20 protein-coding genes and 5 pseudogenes are annotated in these 21098 nt (G+C 65.9%); 11 read left to right on the forward strand and 14 right to left on the reverse strand.

All coding sequences use genetic code 11. The features are described 5' to 3' along the window. Nucleotides 1-11: 11 nt before the first annotated feature. Complete coding sequence (locus tag G6N13_RS19320) at nucleotides 12-716, reverse strand: rhomboid-like protein (protein ID WP_235677824.1); 705 nt, start codon at nucleotides 714-716, stop codon at nucleotides 12-14. Nucleotides 717-733: 17 nt separating this feature from the next. Then, entirely contained in the window at nucleotides 734-2440 is a 1707-nt protein-coding gene (locus tag G6N13_RS19325; protein ID WP_163699560.1) for a tetratricopeptide repeat protein, read from the reverse strand. A 71-nt stretch (nucleotides 2441-2511) separates the two neighbouring features. Here G6N13_RS19325 and G6N13_RS19330 point away from each other — a divergent pair, with 71 nt between their 5' ends. Then, nucleotides 2512-2895 carry a cupin domain-containing protein gene (locus G6N13_RS19330; protein WP_163699563.1) on the forward strand — a complete coding sequence of 128 codons (384 nt, stop codon included), beginning with the start codon at nucleotides 2512-2514 and terminating at the stop codon, nucleotides 2893-2895. 122 nt (nucleotides 2896-3017) lie between these two features. Then, nucleotides 3018-3641, forward strand: a complete 624-nt coding sequence (locus G6N13_RS19335; RefSeq protein ID WP_163699565.1) for a PaaI family thioesterase — start codon at nucleotides 3018-3020, stop codon at nucleotides 3639-3641. On the opposite strand, the pseudogene G6N13_RS25395 reads toward G6N13_RS19335, so the two are convergent. After that, a pseudogene (locus tag G6N13_RS25395) lies at nucleotides 3637-3756 on the reverse strand (hypothetical protein); the annotation flags it as partial. The gene G6N13_RS19335 and the pseudogene G6N13_RS25395 sit on opposite strands and share 5 nt — an antisense overlap. A gap of 159 nt (nucleotides 3757-3915) precedes the next feature. Between G6N13_RS25395 and G6N13_RS19340 the strand changes: the two are divergent. From G6N13_RS19340 to G6N13_RS19350, 3 genes and pseudogenes are all read left to right on the forward strand, one after another. Then, nucleotides 3916-4617 (forward strand): EthD domain-containing protein, encoded by a 702-nt coding sequence (locus G6N13_RS19340; protein ID WP_163699567.1) that lies wholly within the window; start codon nucleotides 3916-3918, stop codon nucleotides 4615-4617. Next, nucleotides 4614-4884: pseudogene (locus G6N13_RS19345) on the forward strand (hypothetical protein). The gene G6N13_RS19340 and the pseudogene G6N13_RS19345 overlap by 4 nt, the downstream one beginning before the upstream one ends. Nucleotides 4885-4968: 84 nt before the next feature. Further along, nucleotides 4969-5724, forward strand: coding sequence for an enoyl-CoA hydratase/isomerase family protein (locus G6N13_RS19350; RefSeq protein ID WP_163699569.1), 756 nt, complete (start codon nucleotides 4969-4971; stop codon nucleotides 5722-5724). A 1-nt stretch (nucleotide 5725) separates the two neighbouring features. Here the strand turns inward: G6N13_RS19350 and G6N13_RS19355 are convergent, their stop codons facing one another. Then, complete coding sequence (locus G6N13_RS19355) at nucleotides 5726-5986, reverse strand: (2Fe-2S)-binding protein (RefSeq protein ID WP_163699571.1); 261 nt, start codon at nucleotides 5984-5986, stop codon at nucleotides 5726-5728. Between the two features lie 159 nt (nucleotides 5987-6145). Here G6N13_RS19355 and bfr point away from each other — a divergent pair, with 159 nt between their 5' ends. From bfr to G6N13_RS19370, 3 genes and pseudogenes are all read left to right on the forward strand, one after another. Continuing rightward, complete coding sequence (bfr, locus tag G6N13_RS19360) at nucleotides 6146-6625, forward strand: bacterioferritin (protein ID WP_163699573.1); 480 nt, start codon at nucleotides 6146-6148, stop codon at nucleotides 6623-6625. 66 nt (nucleotides 6626-6691) lie between these two features. Beyond that, nucleotides 6692-7189 carry a carboxymuconolactone decarboxylase family protein gene (locus G6N13_RS19365; protein ID WP_163699575.1) on the forward strand — a complete coding sequence of 166 codons (498 nt, stop codon included), beginning with the start codon at nucleotides 6692-6694 and terminating at the stop codon, nucleotides 7187-7189. Between the two features lie 25 nt (nucleotides 7190-7214). Continuing rightward, a pseudogene (locus G6N13_RS19370) lies at nucleotides 7215-7517 on the forward strand (amidohydrolase family protein); the annotation flags it as partial. Between the two features lie 72 nt (nucleotides 7518-7589). Here G6N13_RS19370 and G6N13_RS19375 read toward each other — a convergent pair. From G6N13_RS19375 to G6N13_RS25400, 4 genes and pseudogenes are all read right to left on the reverse strand, one after another. After that, on the reverse strand, nucleotides 7590-7988 hold the full coding sequence (locus G6N13_RS19375) for a hypothetical protein (RefSeq protein WP_163699577.1): 399 nt from the start codon (nucleotides 7986-7988) through the stop codon (nucleotides 7590-7592). 229 nt (nucleotides 7989-8217) lie between these two features. Beyond that, nucleotides 8218-8688 (reverse strand): limonene-1,2-epoxide hydrolase family protein, encoded by a 471-nt coding sequence (locus tag G6N13_RS19380; protein WP_163699579.1) that lies wholly within the window; start codon nucleotides 8686-8688, stop codon nucleotides 8218-8220. Then, nucleotides 8678-10480: an N-acyl-D-amino-acid deacylase family protein gene (locus G6N13_RS19385; protein ID WP_179965021.1), complete on the reverse strand. Its 1803-nt coding sequence runs from the start codon at nucleotides 10478-10480 to the stop codon at nucleotides 8678-8680. The genes G6N13_RS19380 and G6N13_RS19385 overlap by 11 nt, the downstream gene beginning before the upstream one ends. 119 nt (nucleotides 10481-10599) lie before the next feature. Further along, nucleotides 10600-10910, reverse strand: a pseudogene (locus tag G6N13_RS25400) (short-chain dehydrogenase); the annotation flags it as partial. Nucleotides 10911-11096: 186 nt separating this feature from the next. On the opposite strand from G6N13_RS25400, the gene G6N13_RS19395 reads away from it, so the two are divergent. Together G6N13_RS19395 and G6N13_RS19400 are read left to right on the forward strand one after the other, a co-directional pair. Next, nucleotides 11097-12011: a dienelactone hydrolase family protein gene (locus tag G6N13_RS19395; RefSeq protein ID WP_163699591.1), complete on the forward strand. Its 915-nt coding sequence runs from the start codon at nucleotides 11097-11099 to the stop codon at nucleotides 12009-12011. Between the two features lie 240 nt (nucleotides 12012-12251). Next, a complete protein-coding gene (locus G6N13_RS19400; protein WP_163702320.1) occupies nucleotides 12252-13388 on the forward strand; it encodes a glycosyltransferase in 1137 nt (378 codons plus the stop codon). A gap of 171 nt (nucleotides 13389-13559) precedes the next feature. Here the strand turns inward: G6N13_RS19400 and G6N13_RS19405 are convergent, their stop codons facing one another. The 4 genes and pseudogenes from G6N13_RS19405 to G6N13_RS19420 all read right to left on the reverse strand — a co-directional run bounded on the left by G6N13_RS19405 (nucleotide 13560) and on the right by G6N13_RS19420 (nucleotide 17527). Further along, nucleotides 13560-14891, reverse strand: coding sequence for a cytochrome P450 (locus G6N13_RS19405; protein WP_163699593.1), 1332 nt, complete (start codon nucleotides 14889-14891; stop codon nucleotides 13560-13562). A 48-nt stretch (nucleotides 14892-14939) separates the two neighbouring features. Next, nucleotides 14940-16228, reverse strand: a pseudogene (locus G6N13_RS19410) (cytochrome P450). Between the two features lie 6 nt (nucleotides 16229-16234). Next, nucleotides 16235-16690 (reverse strand): SRPBCC family protein, encoded by a 456-nt coding sequence (locus tag G6N13_RS19415; RefSeq protein ID WP_163699595.1) that lies wholly within the window; start codon nucleotides 16688-16690, stop codon nucleotides 16235-16237. A gap of 9 nt (nucleotides 16691-16699) precedes the next feature. Next, on the reverse strand, nucleotides 16700-17527 hold the full coding sequence (locus G6N13_RS19420) for a polysaccharide deacetylase family protein (RefSeq protein ID WP_407663754.1): 828 nt from the start codon (nucleotides 17525-17527) through the stop codon (nucleotides 16700-16702). A 554-nt stretch (nucleotides 17528-18081) separates the two neighbouring features. On the opposite strand from G6N13_RS19420, the gene G6N13_RS19430 reads away from it, so the two are divergent. Next, entirely contained in the window at nucleotides 18082-19092 is a 1011-nt protein-coding gene (locus G6N13_RS19430) for a DUF4331 family protein (RefSeq protein WP_163699597.1), read from the forward strand. Here the strand turns inward: G6N13_RS19430 and G6N13_RS19435 are convergent. Beyond that, entirely contained in the window at nucleotides 19089-19658 is a 570-nt protein-coding gene (locus tag G6N13_RS19435) for a chorismate mutase (protein ID WP_163699599.1), read from the reverse strand. The two genes, G6N13_RS19430 and G6N13_RS19435, sit on opposite strands and share 4 nt — an antisense overlap. A 137-nt stretch (nucleotides 19659-19795) precedes the next feature. Next, nucleotides 19796-20869: a S1C family serine protease gene (locus G6N13_RS19440; RefSeq protein ID WP_163699601.1), complete on the reverse strand. Its 1074-nt coding sequence runs from the start codon at nucleotides 20867-20869 to the stop codon at nucleotides 19796-19798. Nucleotides 20870-21098 lie beyond the last annotated feature (229 nt).

Below are 21098 nucleotides of genomic sequence, written 5' to 3' on the forward strand. Positions count from 1 at the left end.
GCTGTCTCACTTTACGCAGCTGGTGGCCGCGGGTGCCGTGTGCGCGCCAGCCAGGAGGGATCCACCGGTGGGCCAGGCCGCCCGCGGGTCAGTGGATAACATGCCAGCCCGACGATCAGGGCGGTCAGGTGTCCGATCGGGGTGAAGGTGGGGTTGATCAGTACCGCCCCGACGAACCAGCAGCAAGCGGCGATCAGGTACAACCAGCGCCATGGGCGCGCGATGTGATACGTCAGCAGCCCGACGATGCCGACGACGAAATAGCTCACCCCGATATCGCGGGCATTGAGGAAGCGCGGCGAGACGGCGGCCTCTTGGATCTGCCAGTACAGAAAACCCTCGCTGAGATAGGTGGCGACGATATGCGCGATCAGCCCTGCGATCACGAAACGTAGGTGTCCGAGCCAGCGCTCGGCCGGGGCCAGGAACAGACAGAACATCACCAGATAGGGCCACCACGAGGCGCCATCGAGCCAGAGCAGGCTGGTGATCAGCACCCGGATCGGGTCGGAAGCCAGGTGATGCAGGTTGGTCGAATCCTGGCGCAGCAGCACGATGAGATGCCACCGGGGCAGCAGATGCTGGGCGACCGTGGTGAGGAACAGCACCGCGAGCCAGGTGAACGTCACTGGCGCCGAGCGGATGAAATGCATGATCGGCCGCGTCCTGCCGCGCTGGGCGGTGACCGGCGCAGGTTGTTCTAAGCCGTCATGCACGTGTCGAGATTACGGCGTCAGTGGCAGCAATCCGTGGCTGAGTCGGCCGGGGTGTCGAACACGTCCAGTCGACACGCGCACGACGCCAGGATCGGGACATCGGCGCGGGCTGTGGCCAGTTCGAGCTGGCGGCCGATGATCACCGCTTCGCCGGCCCGGCCCAGGCGTTGCAGGCATTCGTGATAGCCGTGCAGGCTCCACACATTGCCCGGATGCTGACACGGCCGATTCAGTGTCGGGTCCAGACCGAGGTCGGCGGCGTACACCGCGGCCGCCTCTTCGACCCGCCCCTGCTCCAGCAGTAGTGCACCGTAGGCATGCCGGGTCGGCTGCATCCAGCCCCACGGTTCGTCATACGGCAACGCGTCGTCGAGGGCGATGGCGCTCCTCAGGTGTTCGAAGGCCACGTCGAAATCGCCATTACGGTAGGAGATCTCGCCGTCGAGCATGGCCCCCGCGACGGCCAAGATGTCGCGACTGGTGTTGTTGAACAGATACCGCGAGTCCGGGACCGAATCGTAGGCGGCCGCGAACGCCTCGCGTTCGGCGGCAGCCTGCGCCAGCTGGCCCGTGGCAGCATAGGCGACGCCACGTCCGTAGTGGATAGTCGCCGTTGTGCTGCAAAATAACGCCACATCCTGGGGGAGTGGCTCGGCGATCAACTCATCCCAGCGGCCGAATCGGATCAGCACGTGTACTCGCAGCGGGACGAAGGCTTCCAGCCAATCGGCCATTGGCGGGGATTCGATGGACAGCAGGTCAGGTGTCAGCTGCCCGGACAATTCATCGGCGGCCTGCAGTGCGATCTGGGACTGTCCGGCGAACATCGCCGAGTAGACGATGAAGTGCAGATCATGCGCCCGGTAGAGCGAGTAGAAGTTCAGCGGCCCCGCGTGTTCGACGAACCGCCGGTCGGCGGCCACCGCGGTCTGATTGGCCAGCACGGAATCGCGGTAGTTTCCGCACAGCACGTCGATGTGGGACGGCATGTGCTGCAGGTGGCCCGCGTCGGGCACCAGGCCGCGCAGCAGATCGGCGGCGGGTAGCGCGTCCTCGGGGTGAGCCGACATCTCGAGCGCGTGGATGTGCAGGTGCAGGACGAAGGGGTGGACGCGGCCGGCTTCGGTAGACAGGGCGCGGTTCAGGAGCGATATCGCCTCCAGCACCCGCGATCCGGGGGCGGGCTCGCCGGTTGTGGTGTCCCACAACGCCCATGCGGTCAGGTTGACCAGTGCGTCGGCGGCCAGGGCCAGCACGTCGACATCGTCGGGATAGGCCGCAGCCAGCTCGGCCATCGCGTCGGCGTAGGCAGCGTGGCCGGCCGCCAGCGCCTCGGTGTCATCGGGGTCGTCGGTGGGGAATCGGGTGGCCAGCGCCGCGATCAGGGCGAGCTCGACGGCGCTGGCGCGGCTCGTGGCGGCCAGCTCGAGTTCCATCCGGGCTCGGGCCAGCGACGCTGCCAGGTCTACGGGATCGAACGCGTCCCAGGCCTTGTTGTAGTTGGGCCCGATCGCATACGCGATACCCCAGCGCGCTATCGCCAGGTCAGCGTCCAGTGCCAGCGCCCGCTCGAAGCAGGTGATCGCCTCCTCATGGTTGAAGGCGTAGGCCCACACCAGTCCTCGGTCGACCCACAGCTGTGCCTGCGGCGAGGGGGTCTCGACGGGTCGGTGATAGTCCCCGAGGTCGTAATACGGCTCAGTGTCGCCGCGCGGAACCGCCATGCCGCTCACCCTAGGTGAGCTCACCGGGCCCGGATACCGTTGCAACCGAACAGAACGAAAGGGGGCACACCGTGATTCGCTGCGTGCGCTTGTTCACCGGAGCCGATCAGCAATCTCACATTCAGATCGGTAGCCTGGACCTGACGCCGGGCCGCAACGACGACCTGGTCTCGGCGGCGATCTCGACCAGTCACGTGACGGCGGAGGAGACCGCCACCGGTGGCACGCTGGCCTGGCATACCGCACCGGTGCGCCAGCTCGTGGTGACACTCGCCGGCACATTGGTCTTCACCACGAGGGACGGGCAGGAGTTCACCCTGGCACCCGGCGATGTGCTGCTGGCCGAGGACACGGTCGGCTCCGGCCACCAGTGGCGTCTGGTCGACGACGAGCCGTGGCGGCGGATCTACATCGTGCTCGCCGACGGCGTTACGGTCCCGTTCGTCGCGGACTGATCCCGCCAGTGGCCTGCGACGACGCTCGCATTCCAACTGGGGGGCGGTTATCCGTCAATCGTGTTAGCCCAGCGACGAGACCCTGGTTCGACACGGCGTCGGCCCCGTGCTCTAGTGCTGGGGTGCTGGAATTCACCACCGAGGACCTGTCCGTCGAGGACATCGAGCGGCAGCAGGCGATCTATGAACCGCTCGCCATCTCAGTGCGTGAGCTGGTCGACGCGACGATCCGCACCGAGGTGGACGCCGAGACCGTCGCCGCGGTGAAGGCCGATATCGACGCGGCGACGGCCCGGCTGCGCAGCAAGCAGATCGACGGCGCCTTCGGAGTCAAGCGCACGCCTTCAGGGCGGAGCATCAGTTGGGGTAACGCCGTCATAGGCCTGCGCAACCCGAGCGCACCGCCGTTGGTGATCCACCGCGACGAGGACGGCCGGCGCTGGACCGACTTTCATCTCGGCGCACCCTACGAGGGTCCGCCCGGGCATGTGCACGGAGGGGTGTCGGCGCTGGTGCTCGATCATGTGCTCGGAGAGGCGGCCAGTCCCGACAACAAGCCCCGCTTCACCGGCAGCATCACCGTCCGGTACCTGCGGGCCTGCCCGCTCGGGCCGCTTCATGCCGAAGCCCAGATCACCCGCGTCGAGGGCGTGAAAACCTTTGTTGCCGGCTATATCTCCGACGCCGAGGGCATCACCGTGGAGGCCGAGGGCGTCTTCATCACTCCGCGCTGGCTGCGCGACTGAAACCGTTGGGCCAGTGCGCGATCGTGCCGTTGTGGGTGCCACCCCAATATGAGGCCACCTGCTTGGTCCACTGACAGGGCGCACACAGGGCGTGCGTCGAGCCGACGGCGTAATGGGTTGGAGGCCTCCACATCGTCGAGCAGGACGATGAGGACGTTCGGCGCACCTTTCGGCGGCCGCAGCTCCTTGATGGGCGGGTGACCACCGAGGAGACCAATTCTCGATCCCCTGAGGTGGGCCAGCCTACGCCGGGTCGGCGGGTAGGTTGCCAGTCATGGAGAAGCTTATTGTCACGCTGCGCACCGGCGCGGCCGACGACGAGTGGGCCGAGAACCTGCGCGGTCCGGTGGCCCAGGAGCTGCTGGCGCTTGGCTTGCCCGGGCTGACGATCAACGTCCGTGACGCCGATGTCCGCGATTCGATGATGACATTGACGGTGCTGGATCCGCCGGTTCAGGCGTTGGTCAGCCTGTGGACCCAGCAGTATTACGGCGATCAGGTCCTCATGGCCCTCGAACTGCTCGGCCACCAGGCCGAGTACATCGCCGCCTACCTGGTGACCGAGTCGGCTCCGCTGCCCCCGCCGGTGACGGCACCCGGCGAGCGGACGCCGGGGCTGGCCAATATGGCGCTGCTGCGCCGGCCGGTCGATATGGACGAGCCGACGTGGCTGTCCCGCTGGCACGGCAACCACACGCCGGTGGCGATCGCCACCCAGTCGACGTTCACCTACGTGCAGAACTACGTGGTGCGCCCGCTCACCGAGGATGCTCCGGTGATCAACGCGATCGTTGAGGAGCATTTCCCCATCGAGTCCGTCAGCAGTCTGCACGCATTCTTCGGTGCCGCCGACGATGCGGACCTGCAAAGCCGAATGGAGCAGATGGTCGCCAGCACAGCGGCATTCGGGGCCAACGTGAACATCGACGCGGTGCCGACCAGTCGTTACCTCTACCGGAGCCCGTTCCAGTCATGACCACGCTGGACGAGGCCGTCGCCCGGGCCGAGGCCGACCGTGGTCTCGCGGTGGTCTCCACGCTGCGCGCCGACAACACCATTCAGGCCTCGCTGATCAACGCCGGGCTGGCTGGGCGGCCCGGACCAGCTGCGGCGGCTGCTGCCCAAGGTGTTCACCGCTTGCGTTGGCACCCATGACAACTGGGCCGTATACGACCAGATCATGGCGGAGCAAGGCCGCGTCGCCATCCTGGTCGCGCCGACGCGGGTGTACTCAAACGGCTGACTCGACGAAGGAGCCCGGTTCTCTAGTCTCATCTGCCGGGCTTTGGCAGCCGCGATTCATTGGCGCACCGTTAGGCTTCCGCGCGTGACGCTGCTCATCGAAGACGAGAACCGGGTCCGCACGATCACCCTCAATCGGCCCGAGGCCCTCAATGCATTCAACGAGGCGCTCTACGACGCTACCGCCGAAGCGCTGCTGGCCGCGGCTGACGATCCCGAGGTGGCCGTCGTCCTCATCACCGGCGCCGGTCGCGCATTCAGCGCCGGCCAGGATCTCGGCGATATGCAGGCGCGCATCACCGATCCCGACTTCGTCCAAGGCGCACATGGGTTTCCCGGCCTAATCACCGCGCTGAGCCAGTTTCCCAAGCCATTGATCTGCGCGATCAACGGCGTAGGCCTTGGCATCGGCGCCACCATCCTCGGCTACGCGGATTTGGCGTTCATGTCCTCGACGGCCCGGCTGAAGTGCCCCTTCACCAGTCTGGGCGTCGCCCCCGAGGCGGCCTCGTCATACCTGTTGCCGCAGTTGATCGGTCGGCAGAACGCCGCGTGGTTATTGATGTCCTCGGAATGGGTAGACGCCGCCGAAGCGCTGCGGATGGGCTTGGTCTGGCGGGTGAGCGAACCCGATGAATTGATCACCGATGCTCGCAAGCACGCCGAAGTGCTTGCCTCCCGGCCTATTTCAAGCCTGATCGCGGTCAAGCAAACGATGGTCGAACCACTGCGCCCGGGGATCGCCGATGCGACCGCGCGGGAGAACGCCTTCTTCGAGAAGTTGATGGGCGCGGCTGCCAACGCTGAGGCGCTGGCGGATTTTCACCGCGGCAAGGCGTAGCTCAGCTGGCCCGTGCCGAGGAGCGCCGGGAGCCGCCGGCATGCAGCTGGCAGAACACTCTGCCGGTGCACTGGCGGCAGGGCACCTCTGTGGCCGTCGCGGCGAAGTGCTGCTCGATGATGGCCCGCACGGTGCGGCGGCAGCGGCCGCAATCGCCGCCTGCGCCGCAGGCCGCAGCAACCTGCTTGGACGTACATGCGCCACCGGCGACGACCTCTTTGACGGTCGCGCTGGTCGCACCGGCGCAGAGACACACGTACATCAGGGCATCCCTCTCATCGCAGGCCACCTCGACTCGACACTGTTAGTGCAGACTAACCTTAGTTAGGCCCGCCTACAACACCCCGACCGATCAAAGTTCGCAAATCCGGTATCGGCCCTGCATTAGGGTTATTTCCACAGCCACCCAAGGGGAGTCGTCATGCAAGGTGACCCGGAAGTTCTGCGCCTGCTCAACGAGCAGCTCACCAGCGAACTGACCGCGATCAATCAGTACTTCCTGCATTCGAAGATGCAGGACAATTGGGGCTTCACGGAGCTGGCCAAACACACCAGGGACGAATCGTTCGACGAGATGCGGCACGCCGAGGCGATCACCGACCGCATCCTGCTCCTCGACGGTCTGCCCAACTACCAGCGGCTGGGCTCACTTCGAATTGGCCAGAGCCTGCGCGAGCAGTTCGAAAGCGATCTGGCGATCGAGTACGAGGTGGTCGCCCGGCTCAAACCCGCCATCGTCGTGTGTCGCGAGAAGCTGGACTCCACCACGGCCAACCTCTTCGAGGAGATCGTTGCCGATGAGGAGCACCATATCGACTACCTCGAGACGCAGCTCGAGCTGATGGACAAACTCGGCGTCGAGCTCTACTCCGCGCAGTGCGTGTCGCGCCCGCCGAGCTGACATAAAACCTCGTCGGAAAAACTAGAACGCGTTCCAGATTCGCCTCTCGTGGCGTACGGTCGCGCGATGAGCCGAATCGGAAATTTCGCCGAAGATGACGTCGCCGGTTGGATCGTCAAGTCCCCGGACATCGGAACGGCGATGGCGGGCTTCAGCGGTGCGGTCTACAGCGAGAAGAACCGCCTGCCGATGCGGGTGCGCGAGCTCGCCCGCGCTGTGATCGCCCACGACAACGAATGCGTCTTGTGCCAGAACACCCGCGACGCCGACGGACCCGCCGCCGGAGTCGATGAGGAGCTCTACGACCACGCCCTGGAATGGCAGACCTGGCCGGGTTACAGCGACCAGGAGCGCGTCGCTGCGGAGTTCGCGCACCGGTTCGGCACCGACCACGTGAACCTCAAGTACGACGAGGACTTCTGGGATCGCGCCCACGCCCAGTTCTCCGATGAGCTGCTCGCCGACCTGACGTTGTCGTGCGCGATGTGGATCGGCATGGGCCGCATGCTGTCCACTCTGGACATCGGGCAGAGCTGCAAGCTGACCCTGCCCAGCCGCGCCTAGCGGTTATTCCGCGCAACAACGGGGTGTGGTCGGCACAGTAAGCTGCCATGACCACATCGCCAATGTGCCCCTGGTGGACAACCACCTACATGGCTACTGGCTGACGCCCGGTGATCGCCGGCGCTTCGAGAACGGCCTCAACGAGGCCAATATCGAGCCGTTGGCCGACGTCGCGTCGGGTTTCGACAGCCAGCTCTGCTTCGCGGTGCGAGCGCACTGTGCACCGCTGTTGGGCCTGCCCGAACATGTTGACCCGCATAGCTATTGGGACCGACGCCACGAGATGACTGAAGATCAGCTGGCGCGGGTGTTCCTACCGGCCGCGGGTGACGACGCCGACGCATTTCGGCGTGGTCGACTTGATCGGGCGGGAGAACGCCCGATACCGGTTGTAGGTTGATCAGGTGGGCGGGAAGTGGGTCCATCTGGCGATATCGGCCGGACCCGTGCACAGCAGCGGCACGCCGGGCACGTTGACCTGCCACTCGTCGCCGGCCATCCGCTCCTGGGCGGTGGTACCCGGCGTCGAGCAGGACAGCGCGTTCTGAGCCTCGCCGACGAGCGGGCCGGTCGGCATCCATACGCCACTAGCCGCGCAGATCAGAGTTCCGTTGTTGGCGTCCATACCGAACACGAATGAGGGGCTCGGCGTGCATGGCGTTCCGCTGACGACGTTGCGGGCCACGTTCGGTACGCAGCTCGTTGAGTGGCACGACGTGGCTGACGACGGAGCGGCCAGCGAGATCGTCGTTGTGAACAGTCCGCCCGCGATAACCGCCGCAATGACGATCGTGCGCATCTCTGCCTCCTGCTGATCGGACCGGCATCCGTCGTTGGCGAAATTTTTTCCCCCATGAGAAACTGGCAGGTTTCGCGGATGGTCCTCTGCCAGTGGTTCGCAACCGGCTGGCTCCTGGCCGGGCCGCGGTACCCGCTGTGCTGTGCTCGCGAGTGAGGCGGTCCGCATGGCCGAAGTCTGCCAGGACCGGGCGCGCGTATCGTGGCCAAGGCGAGGTCGACGAGGGATCTCAGATCAGCCCGGTGGCGTCGAACATCCACGACATGTCCGCCTGGGCAAGATCTTCCAGCCAGGTGGGCGGAGCGAAACTCGTCAGCCCGTTCATATCCCAGTAGTCCTTCCACAGCGTGATCTTGCCGTTCTCGACCTTGTGCACGGTGACAAAGCGCAGCACACCTTGCTCGCCGGTCGTGAACGTCCACGTCTCGGAATGCTCGTACATGGTGTCCACGCCGTTGCTGACCAACACGCCGTCGTGGTTTTCATAGCCCGCCAACGGCTCGAGCCCGATTTTCAGCCGCTTGACGATGTCCTCGGGACCGCGCGCGGCCGCGATCGGTCCGACCGGCATGTCGACGTAGATGCAGTCGTCGGACAGGAACGTCTTGACCGTCTCCCAGTCTCGGTTGGACAACGCCTTCCACATGCCGAGCACCGTCTGTGCGATGTCGGTGGGGACCGCCGAAGTGTCAATTGACATGTGCCAGCTCCGATTCCTTGGTAGGTCCGGGGGTGGTTCCCGGTGCCGGCGTTGTCCGGCCCACCCGCAAGAAGCTCCCGGTGCGCTGCACACCGAGCACGGGCGTGGGCTCCCCGTCACGGACCACCGCGCGCCCGCCGATCAACACCAGCTCGACGGCTTCGTTGTTGCGGTTGACCATCCGGGACAGGCCCCCGTATTGCTCGACGGGCTCCTCGGCGTAGTCATCGAGACGACTGTCGAGGTGAGCAGGGTCGACCACGACGAGATCAGCGCGATCGCCGACGCGCAGGTGGCCGGCGTCGATCTGATACCAATCGGCCAGCTCGCCGGTCATCCGGTGCACCGCCTGCTCGACGGACATGAACGACCGTCCGCTGCGCTGGGCGTCACGCACATGACGCAACAGCCGAAGCCCGGAGTTGTAGAACGCCATATTGCGCAGGTGCGCACCGGCATCGGAGAAGCCCATCTGAATGCCGGGATCCTTGGCCAGCTTCTTGAGCACCTCGGGGCGGTGATTGGAAATGGTCGTACGCCAGCGCAGGGCGGTGCCATGCTCGAGCACGAGGTCCAGGAACGCGTCGACCGGGTGCAGCCCGCGGTCCTTGCCGACCTGTCCGAACGACTTACCCACGACGGATTCGTCGGGGCAGCCGACGATATCGGCGTCGAAGAAGTCGCGATGCCAGACCCGAACCCCGTATTTGGTGTCGTAGTCCTTGCGGAACTGGCGCCGGTAGTTCTCGTCCTTGAGCAGCGTGTTGCGCTCGACCTCGTCACGTAGATGCAGCGCGGCCGCTCCGGAGCCGAACTCCTCGAACACCACCAGATCGATGCCGTCGGCGTAGACCTCGAACGGAACCGGCAGGTGCTGCCAGCGGAAATCACCGCCGAACGTGTTGGCCGCCTTGGCCAGCGGGCCCAGCAACAGGATGGCGAACGGATTGGATTTGACATCGGCCGCCGACAGCAGGCTGGTCTTGAGCTTGTCGCGCAGTACCGGAAGTGATTGCACCACTTGCGATAAGAGGTTCACTGGGTTCTGGATGTCCGGGCCGGACTGCAGCACGCGGCCACGCTTGCGCAGCAGTGACTTGAGGCGGCGCAGCTCACGCGGCTTGGCGTACGTGGACGGCAGTGTGCGGGAGCGGCAGGTGTCGCCGTCGATCTTGTCGAAAAGCAACTGCATCGAGGACATCCCGACGAATCCGGCATCCAGGGCTTCGGCGAGCATGCGCTCCATCTCGGCCTGCTGCGTTGCGCTGGGCCGCACGTCGTCCCGGGTGGCGCGATCCAATCCCATGACGGCAGTGCGCATATCGGAGTGACCGATGAACGCCGCGATGTTCGGGCCCAGCGGCCGGGACTCCAGGGCCTGTATGTATTGATCGGCGGTATTCCAGGTCTTGGCCCCGTCGACCGCGGCGATGACGTGCTCGCGTGGGATCGCCTCCACCCGGCCGAACAGATCGCCGGCATCGCTGCCGTCGACGTGGATGGTCGACAGTGAACAGGAGCCCAGCAGAATTGTGGTGACGCCGTGGCGCACCGACTCCGGCAGGCCGGGGCCGCCCAGCACCTCGACGTCGTAGTGGGTGTGGATGTCGACCATGCCCGGCATCACCCATTTGCCCCCTGCATCGACGACATCGTCGCAGCCGGTCACGTCGAGCGGGCGCAGGCTGACTACGGCGACCCGGCCGTCCTTGATGCCGATGTCACGGATTCCGGACGGGGCTCCCGTGCCGTCGAACCACCGGCCGTTGCGGATGATCGTGTCGTAGGTCACGAACGTCAATAGAACCGTCCGCCCGGACGGGTGTCAACGATTTAGTGGACACTTTCTCAGATGTGTTTACTCACAGGGGTGAACAGGCGTCGGGCTGTCGACCGTCGAGATCGGTGAACATAGGGCGTCAGCTCGTGCCCGAGCGCACACGCCAACCGGTTGACCGCGGATTTCACCGCGTCGTAGAACGCCGACAGCCGGGAGGCGTGTGCGTTGCACTCGGCGGTGCCGTCCGTCATATCGACCCGCTGTCGATGTCGTGTTCCCAGATGGGGCGATTCCATTCCGGTGGCGGCCCCTTGAGGATCTCGGCACCCCAGATGTCGTTGACCAGCACATCAATTCGGCCATAGTCGGCCCGGCTTCGGTCGGCGAGCCCGCGCACCTGCGCGGCGTCTAGATGATCGACTTGGATTGCCACGCCGGTTCCCTCGGGGTCGTCCTCCCAACGGCAGTGGCTGAACGTCTTGACCTGGTCGCCGGTCTCACCGCCGAACAGCCGGGCCAGTTCCCTTTGCTCCGTGGCGAGCAGGTGGACGGCGCGATGTGTCATGGCCACCTCCTCGAAGATCCTGCTTTCACCTGACGCTTACCTAAAAGGCGCATACTCGCGTGGGTGACTCAACTACAGCGCTACATCGCCGAAGAGATCGCCACCGATCACGTCGACGGTCTGCTGAGCCGCCGAGAAGCTATGCGGCGCCTGGCACTGCTGGGTATGGGCGCCGCGGCGGCGAGTTCGTTGATCGCTGCGTGCGCCACGGACAAGCCCGCTCCGGCGTCTTCGTCCTCACTGTCCCCGTCCACCACCGCGCCGACATCGGCTGCGCCACCACCCGGGATGGCCGGTGCGCTGCCCACCACACCCATCACCTGGGTGGGGCCGAAGGGGCAACTCCGGGGTGCCTGGGCGCAGGCCGCCACACCGCGCGGCGCGGTCCTGGTGATCCACGAGAACAAGGGCCTCACCGACTGGGTGGGAACGGTCGCCGGCCGACTCGCCGGCATCGGGTACAACGCGCTGGCCATCGATCTGCTCTCCGAGGAAGGTGGCACAGCTACATTCACCGACCCGGCCGCGGCGACCGCCGCACTGGGCAATATCGCACCGGACCGGTTTATCGCCGATCTCAGATCCGGGCTTGACGAGCTGGCGCGCCGTTCACCGGGCCAGAATCTGGCCGTCGTCGGCTTCTGCTTCGGTGGCGGCCTGGTGTGGCGACTGCTGGCCGCGGGGGAGCCCCGGCTGGCGGCGGCGGTGCCGTTTTACGGTCCGTTGCCGGACAATCCAAATTTCGGCAGGTCGAAGAACGTTGCCGTGCTGGGCCTGTATGGCGCGCTCGACCAGCGCGTCACGTCGTCCGAACCGGCCGCCAAGGCGGCGTTGGATCAGGCCGGTGTGGTCAATGTCCTGGTGGTGGAGCCGGACGCCGACCATGCGTTCTTCAACGACAGCGGACCGCGCTACAACGCGGTCGCAGCCGCAGATGCGTGGAATCGATTGCAGGACTGGTTCTCTCGCAACCTCTAGTTGTCGAGCCGCACGGCGACCATGACCCGGCCGCGGGCATCCCTGGTGGCGACGGCGTGGCCGGGTCGCTCGATGCCGTCCAGCAGGATAGTGAGCGGTGCGCCGCGCCACAACCTGCAACACATCCGAAATCTGCACGTGATCAACGGTAGTGCACTTGTGGCTGTTCACCGCATGTTCAGGACGCCGAAGGGCGGGCGTAGCCATGCGCACACCGCCGCGGGTTCAGATACGGCCATGATGAGGGTCGCGCAAGTCGCGAACTTCTACGGCCCCCGATCCGGTGGCCTGCGCACCGCCGTCGACCGCCTGGGTGCCGAATACTGCGCGGCCGGGCACGAAGTGTTCCTCATCGTGCCCGGATCCACTGCCGCCCACACCCTGCTTCCCAGTGGTGTCACCCGAATAACGTTGCCTGCCAAACAGATTCCATTCACCGGAGGATACCGCGCGGTCGTGCCCGCCCCGGTGACCACGCTGCTGGAGCAGCTGGCACCCGACGCGATCGAGGTGTCCGACCGGTTCACCCTGCGATCGCTGGGCCGATGGGGCGCCCGGCAGGGGATTACCACGGTGATGATCTCCCACGAGCGCCTCGACCGGTTGACCGGACAGCTGCTGCCGAAACGGCTGGCGCGCCGGATCGCCGATATGGCCAACCGTCGGACCGCGGCCAGGTACTACACGGTGCTGTGTACCACCAGCTTTGCCCGCGAAGAGTTCGATCGTATCGGTGCCCAGAACGTGATGACAGTGCCACTGGGGGTGGATCTCGACATGTTCCATCCCGATCGGTTCTGCACGTTCACCCGCAACCGCTGGGCCGATCCGCGTCAATTGCTTCTGGTGCACTGCGGTCGGCTTTCGGTGGAAAAACGTGCCGATCGAAGCATCGACGCCCTTGCTGCCCTTCGTGATTCAGGCATCGACGCCCGCCTGGTGATCGCTGGCGACGGGCCCATGCGGACCCGGCTGCAACGGCAGGCGGCGCGGTTGCCGGTGGATTTCACCGGTTTCGTCGAATCTCGGGATGCCGTTGCCACGCTCTTGGCGTCCGCCGATATCGCATTGGCGCCCGGTCCGCATGAGACCTTCGGCCTGGCCGCCCTCGAGGCGCTGGCGTGCGGCACGCCAGCCGTCGTGTCCCGTACCTCCGCGCTGACCGAGATCCTGACCTCCGACAGCGGCGCGTGCGCCGACAATGATCCGCACGCCATCGCCCAAGCTGTCACCGGCGTGATGGACCGTCCTGAACACCAACGACGGTTCTGTGCGCGACGACGAGCCGAAACCTTCACCTGGCCGCGCGCCGCGGCCGGCATGCTGACCGCGTTGAGCGGTTTGACGCACGGCCCCGGCGGGAACGCCGCTGATTGATGGCGCCGCATTCGCGGTCCGCTCAATGAGTGGAACCACGGACGGCCACGAACACTGTCTGGATTGTCATCGCCGTGGTCGTGGCGTTGGTCGTCATCGGCGCACTGGTCTGGGTCGGAGGTAGGCCGAGGAAAACGCCGCCAAGCACCGCGATGTTTCGCCGGGGTGCATTCATCCCTTCTCGGCGAAACGTCGGTTTGGGTGCTCGGGGGAGGCTGACGCGCCAAGGCTAACCGGTAGTTGGGCCAACCCGCGCAGCACCCGCGTATCGCGCTGACTGCCGAGGCCGGCCAGCCGGGCCTCGGGGAAGCGCGTGAAGAACTGGCGCAAGCCCACCTCACCCTCGGCTCGCGCCAGCGCCGCTCCCAGACAGAAATGGCGGCCACCCGAAAAGGCAAGGTGCTTACCGGCATTGGGCCGGCCGATATCGAAGCGGTGGGGATCGTCGAAGACGGCGGGATCACAGTTTGCGGCGGCCAGATAGATCACCACCATTTCGCCGGCCTTCACCCGCGTCCCCGCCACCTCGGTGTCGCGCAGGGCCAGCCGTGCCGAAAGCTGCACCGGTGATTCCAGTCGCAAGATTTCCTCGACCGCATTCGGCCACAGCGACGGATCGGCTACCAGGCGGGCGAGTTGGTCGGGATAGTTCAGCAGCAGCCGAATTCCATTGCCCAGCAGGTTCACTGTGGTCTCGAACCCGGCGGCGAGCACCAGTCCCGCGACGCCCTGCAGTTCGGCCTCATTCAGATGCGCGCCGTCCTCGGAGGCTGCGATCAGCTGGCTCATCAGGTCATCGCCAGGGTGCTGACGCAGATGCTGCAGATGTGCCGACAGCCACTGGTTGAATCCGGAAAGGCCATGCTGCACCCGCTGGTATTGCGGCCAGGACAGCCCGACGTCCAAGCTCGGAGCCGCGAGCTCACCGAACTCGAGAATGCGCGGCCGGTCGGCATCCGGCACACCGAGAATGTCGCCGATCACCGCGACCGGCAGCTGCGAGCAGTACCGCTCGATGATGTCGACCACTCCGGGACCGGCGGCCAGCCCGTCGAGCAGCTCCCCGGCGCTGTCTTCGACTCGATCGCGCAGCGCGGCCACCGCACGGCTGGTGAAGACCGACGAGACGGTCTTGCGATATCGGGTGTGCTCGGGTGGTTCGACCGCCAGCAGCGACGGTGGGCGCAGCGGGTGCAGCAGATTGGCGCGGGTGCGCTGTTCCAGCCAGCGCACCGGCGCGGGCAGATTGCCGCCGAGCACGATCACCCGGAAATCCTCGGAGCGCAACAGCTCGTGAGCCACCGCATGATCGACGGTCATGTGACCGACCCGGGTGCGGATCAGCGGGCCGCGCGGGCGCAGCTCGGTGTAGAAGGCGACCGGATTGGCGCGCACCCCCGGATCGGCCACCATCCGGGCCTGCGGATCACCGCGTCGCGCCGCAATTGTGGCGACCGTTCGGACCACCCCGTGCATCGCCAGCCAGTGCAGCCGTTGCTTCATGCTCACCAACGCTACGAGGGCGGCACTGCCGGCGCCACAACCTCAGGCCTAGCCCCAGCTGACCGGTAGCCGCTTGATCCCGTGAATGAACGCCGAGAGCAGCATCGCCGGCTCCTCGGTCACCGCGATATCCGGTATGCGGTGATGCAGTTCTTCGAAAACGACGGCGATCTCGCGGCGGGCCAGATTGGCGCCGAGGCAGAAGTGCGCCCCGCCGCCGCCGAAGCCGACGTGATGGTTCGGTGTGCGGGTGACATCGAAGAGCCAGGGGTTAGCGAACTTGTCCTCGTCGCGGTTGGCCGAGGCGTACCACATGGTGACCTTGTCGCCTTCGGCCATCGCGACCCCGGACAACTCGATGTCACGAGTCACAGTGCGGCGCATGTAGATAACCGGTGATGCCCACCGCACCACTTCCTCGACGGCGGTATCGCTGACCGCGTCGAAACCGTCCCACCAGATGCCACGCTGCTCGGGGTAGCGAGTCAGCGCCAGGACACCATGGCTGATCGCGTTGCGGGTGGTCTCATTACCGGCGACGGCCAGCAGGATGAAGAACGAGGCAATCTCGGCCGATGTCAGCCGCTCCCCGTCGACCTCGGCGACCACCAGTGCGGTGGTCAGGTCTTCGCGGGGGTTGGCCCTGCGGTCCTCAGCCAGCGTCGTCGCATAGGCGCCGATATCCAGTGCGACCTTGAGGAACTCGTCGAAGTCGGTAGTCAGGTCGGGGTCGCCGAAGCCGAGGATGATGTTGGTCCATTGCAAGATCCGGTCGTGATCCGAATCCGGGATGCCCATCATGTCGCAGATGACCTGCAGGGGAAGCGGTCCGGATAGCTCGGAGACCAGCTCGGCATGGCCGTCGGGGTGGTTCTCGAGCATCGCCGATACCAACTGCTCGGCGCGGTCGCGTACCGACTGCTCGGTGCGGGCCACCACCTTCGGCGTGAACGCGCTGCGCACGATGTTGCGCAGCCGCGAGTGCCGCGGGTCGTCCAAGGCGATCATCGACCCGAAGTACTCGGCGACGTCTGGGATTTGATCGGCGATGGTGATGTTCGGATACGAGCTGAAGATTTCCGGGTGACGGCTGGCGTAGAAGACGTCGTCGAGCTTCGTCAGTGCCCAGTGCCCAGTGCCCAGTGCCCCTTGCCGTGGGGCACGCCCTCCATCTCGACCTCGTGGAAGAACTTAATCGGGGCTTCGCGACGCAGCGTGGCGAACGCACCGTCGCGGGCCGCGTCGTCGAGGCCCCAGAACTCGAAGGTGCCCAGATTGATGTCGCCAAGTGCGATCTCGGGTGGCTGCTGACCGTTGACACGTGTCTCGATACCCATGGAAGATCATTCCTTCTCAACGACTTTCTTCATTCGCTCCAGCGTCGTGCGCATGTCCCGCCGGTTGCGCCGGCCCCGCAAACATCCGCCGAACAACCAGAACAGCCGCATCGGCGCGGCGTTGGCGAGCCGGAACGACTCTGTCACGTCGGTGCCGTCACCGCTCGGGTCCAGGCGGTAGTGCCAGTTGTTGAGGGCCTTGTCGCCAGCCAGCACGGCGAACCCGAATTCGCGTCCCGGCTCGCACGCGGTGACGCGGCAGGTGGTCCAGTACACCGGGCCGATCTCGTTGCGGCGCACATGGCCGCGGAACGTCGCCCCCAGTGCCGGCCCGGTGGTGCCATCGAGCCATTCGGACTCGAACACCTCCGGCGAGAACTCACCGGTCCTGGTGATGTCGGCGATGAGATTCCAGATCTTGTCGGCCGGTGCGGCCATGTGCACGGTCACGGAGCCTTCCATGGTGTGATCCTATGCCGAGGTGACGTGTGGGATCTCCGGCTGCAGGAAGACGTCGTTGAGCGTGACCGTACGCAGGTTGCGGGATCGGATGATGTCCACCAGCGCGGGGTAGACATGCGTGACCGGCAGATGATTGAGGTGGCCGATGACGATGTTCTGCTGAATGAAGTATTGGTCGGCCATCTTCACGATGAAGTCTTCGGTCACCTCCGTGGAATCGGCCAGCGATCCCGCCCACAGGGTCGGGACCCGGTAACCGAGATCGGCGGCGACGGCATCGACATCGTCATTGTGGCTGCCGTAGGGCGGCCGGAAATACGGGGTGGCGTCGGCACCGAACGTGGTACGCAGGAACTGGTCGTTGCGCCGCAACTGATCAGCGATCTGATCCTTGGGCAGTGTGGTCAGATCCGGATGCGACCAGGTGTGGTTGCCGAGCTGAATCTGACCGGAATCCACCAGCGGCCGCAGCAGGGCGGCATTGTCGCGCCAGGAGTCGTACACGCCGTTGACGAAGAACGTCATCCGGATTCCGGTGTCCTTGGCCAGTTGGGTGTAGAGCCGTACCACCTCGGAGTTGACTCCGTCATCGACGGTCAGCGCCAACAGATCACCGTTGCCGGGCAGCTTGGTCAACTCACCGCCTCCGGGCAGAGGCACGCGATCGATCGGCGGGGGCGGGGGCAACAGCGGGGCCGCGCCGACCGGCGGAGGGGGACCCTTGGGGGCAGCCAGCGGGGGATTGGTCTGCGACATCCCGATCGCGCTGGACGCCCCGACCAAGCTGGCCGACGTGAGCAATCCGATGACGAACTGGCGCCGGGTCACCTCGGGCACTGGCGAGTCCCAGGCACCACATCCGAAACATCTGTCACACCCCTAGGTTAAGGTCCGCGCACCGCGAAACGTGGCACATCCGCAACTGTGTCACTAAATCGGATGCGGACGACCGTGGCGGGGTGAGCGACGTGAAGATCCGGTTCGGCCTCAGGTCGGCACCTCGGTGGCGGTACTGCCCGGCCGCCATCCGGCCCTGGTCGCCAAACAGCTCGCGTCACTGGCCGCTCTCGGCCCGAAGCGGGTGCTGGGCTGCGCCCCGCGTCGCAGGCGGGATGGGATCTGTTCACCGTGCCAACCGGCCAGCGTGCCGCGGTATTCGATGAAGCACTGGAAGTGTTGTGCCTCTTGCTAACTGGTGACGAGGTGACCTTCGCGGGCCGGTTCTGTCAGCTCGCCGCGGCATCGCTGGGTATCCGCCCAGCACTCCCAACTCGACCGTTTGATCGACGGGCTGTTGCCTCGGCAGAATTGATCCGGCACAGTGACCCCTGGTGGGTATTGATGCCCACTGATGCAGCGTCGACAGACGGCCGCGGCGGAGGAGTTGTGCAATGTCGAATCATTTCACCGGGCTGAGCCTCGGCCCGCCGCTGGGAGATCAGCGCCTGGATCTCTGCGACCTGTATGCCTTCCAAGCGCCGGCCGACCCGACCCGGACCGTGCTGATCCTCAACGCCAACCCGAACGCCGACGCCCTGCATCCCGATGCCATCTACCGTCTCGCGGTCGACAATGACGGCGATCTGCTCAACGACATCGCGTTCAGCTTCATCTTCTCCGGGCCTGTCGACGGCCGCCAGACAGTCGACGTGCACCTGGCGGTCGGCGACGATGCTGAATCACCATTTCCGATGGGGGAGAAGATCTTCGACGCGGTCGAGGTGTCGTTCGGGCCGACCGCCAACGTCCATCAATCCGGCGGCCACACGTTCGCCGCCGGTTCCCGCAGTGACGCCTTCTTCTTCGACTTCGACGGCATCAAGAACCTGTTCGATATCACCGGCGGGCGCAACTTCACCGCACCCCACCTTGGTGACTCCTCACCGTGGACGGGGGTGGACTCCAATCTGACCGCCAACGTGTTCTCGATCGCGATCGAACTGCCCACCGCCGAGCTCGGCGCCAATCCCGACATCCGGATCTGGGGCCGGTGCAGCCTCAGGCAGGATGGTGGCCTGAACCACGTTGACCGGGCCGGGCATCCGTCGGTGAGCAGTTTCTTCAATACCGATGACACGAAACTCGAGTACAACGCGAGCGTGCCGGTCAACGACCGCGAGCGGTGGACCGCGCAATTCGTGCACCTCATGGGCCACACCGGCGGCTACACCGAAGACGAGGCTGTCGCCGAGATCGACCGCGAGGGGACTTTGCCCGACATGCTGCACTTCAATCCGGCCAAGCCGGCGAAGTACCCGAACGGGCGGGTCACCACCGACGATGTCATCGATTACCGGCTGGCATTCCTGACCAAAGGTGACTGCCCGCCCAGTGGGCTGGCTCCGCACACCGACGTTCTCGACGTCTTCCCGTATCTGGGTAATCCGCACCCGGCGAATTAGCCTGTGGGACAGTATGACCGGGTGGCGGTGTCCAGAGCCGTGCGGTAGAGATCGTCGAATCCTCGCTCGCCGGCGACAACGACCTTCGCCGCCGCCAGCGCGGGACCGCAGCCCGGCGAGTTCAGCAGCGGCCACTGCACGGCGAATTGCTCGACGATCTGGTGATTGAGCCCGTCGATGATCGATCGTGACGCCGCCAGATCTGGGGCCGACCTCGGCGCGCCCGCGCCGTCGAATTTCCAGCCGGCGAACCTGGCGTACTCTATCGCCTCGGTGGCATTGATCTGGTTGGTGAACGCGCCCGTCGCGTAATCAGTTGCCACACCTCGGGACTCAGCGTCCTTGGCTACCGCGTCCAACACCACCTTGACCCGGGCCGGATCGGTGATCGGGCCACCGGTGAGCCACTTGTTGGCGGCCACCGCATCGGCGGTCTGGAGGCGCTGCGCCGCGGCGTCGACCAAGCTGTACAACGGTGCCGTCGAATCGGCGAGTACCGGTGCGGCGGTCGCCACAGCCAGCACGGTCATCGTCGCTGCGGTGCCGCGCGCCAGGGCAGTGCTCATGGGTTCCATCCTCGTTGGTGCCGGCGATACCGCCCTTGACGTTAACTGTCCTGGTGGTGGCCGCGTACCAACCCCCTGGCGAGCTGCGCCGGCCACGTCCGGTTCATGCAGCCGCAGGCCGAGCTGCGCCTCTGGGATCAGCCGACTGGGCCAGCGCCGAGGACCACAGGTGCGGTGCGCGGATTGCCTTCACGGTCCACCCAGCTCAGCGTGATGGTGTCACCTGGATGGTGGGCGTCCATCACGTTGGACAGATCGGCGGCGGCATTGATGGCCATCCCGTCGACAGATGTGATGACATCGCCTGGGGCGAGGCCGACCCCGCGAGCCGCGGTATCCGGAAGCACTTGGCGCACAACCGCTCCGGCGGGGCCCCCGTCGTTCGCGTCAGCGATGCCGACGCCGATGAAGGCGGTGTCGCCCATATGCACTCCCGCGCCGCCCCCGGATCGGATGGCATTGGCGATGCCCAGTGCGCGGTCAATCGGAATGGCAAAACCCTCGCCGCCATGGACGTTGCCCATCCGGTAGGTCAAGGTGGCGGCGACGTTGACGCCGACCACCTGGCCGGCCGCATTGACCAACGGACCGCCCGAGTCGCCGGGGCGGACGTCGGCGGCCACCCGGATCAGGTCGCTGAGTTCACGCGTCCCGCCACCGGACTCATCGGAGGCGCGCACCGAGGCGCCGAGTTGAGTGATGTTGCCCGGTGAGAAGCTCGGCGCGCCGCCGGCCCCACCCGCGTTACCGATCGCCGCGATCGGATCGCCCACGGCGATACCCGACGACGTGCCCAGCGCTGCAACCGGAAGATCACTGGCGCCGCGCAACCGGACCACGGCGATGTCATTGGTGCGGTCGTAGCCGATGACATCGACGGGGTAGGTCCGCCCATTGGCCAGGCTGGTTGCGGTGATCCCGGTGGCGCCCTCGATGACGTGGTTGTTGGTCAGCACCTCACCGCCCGCGTCGAGCACGATCCCCGTGCCCGCCCCGACCGCACTTTGGTAGTCGAGAGTCGTGTTGATATCGACGAGTCCCGGGGTCACCTGCCCGAGCACCGCGGACTGATCCAGCGGTGCCAGGGGAGCCGGGGCCACCGGCGCCGGGGTGGCGTGCGCAGGCCCCGCAAGCAGACCCGGCACCAGCAGAAGGGCCGCCAGCAAGGTCATCAGCCGGCGGCCGCGGCGAAGCGGAAGCTTTGCGTCCATAGCTCAACTTTGCCTGAAACGCGGTTCATTTGGCACTCGGACGGCCTTTTGGCCGCTCGTGGCGTCGCTGAGCACAACGCCACGGTTTGGCGGCAGGGACATTTGGGCAGTCCCGTCGACAGCATTGATCTCGCTCGACCCAATCCTCGACATCGCCCTCACGGACGAGAAGGGAATCCGATCGCGAGCACTCCAGAACGCTCCGAAAGGCCTTCCGGCCAGGCCCCCG

It is taken from the genome of Mycolicibacterium sarraceniae (assembly GCF_010731875.1).
In the GTDB taxonomy this organism is placed as follows: Bacteria; Actinomycetota; Actinomycetes; order Mycobacteriales; family Mycobacteriaceae; genus Mycobacterium; species Mycobacterium sarraceniae.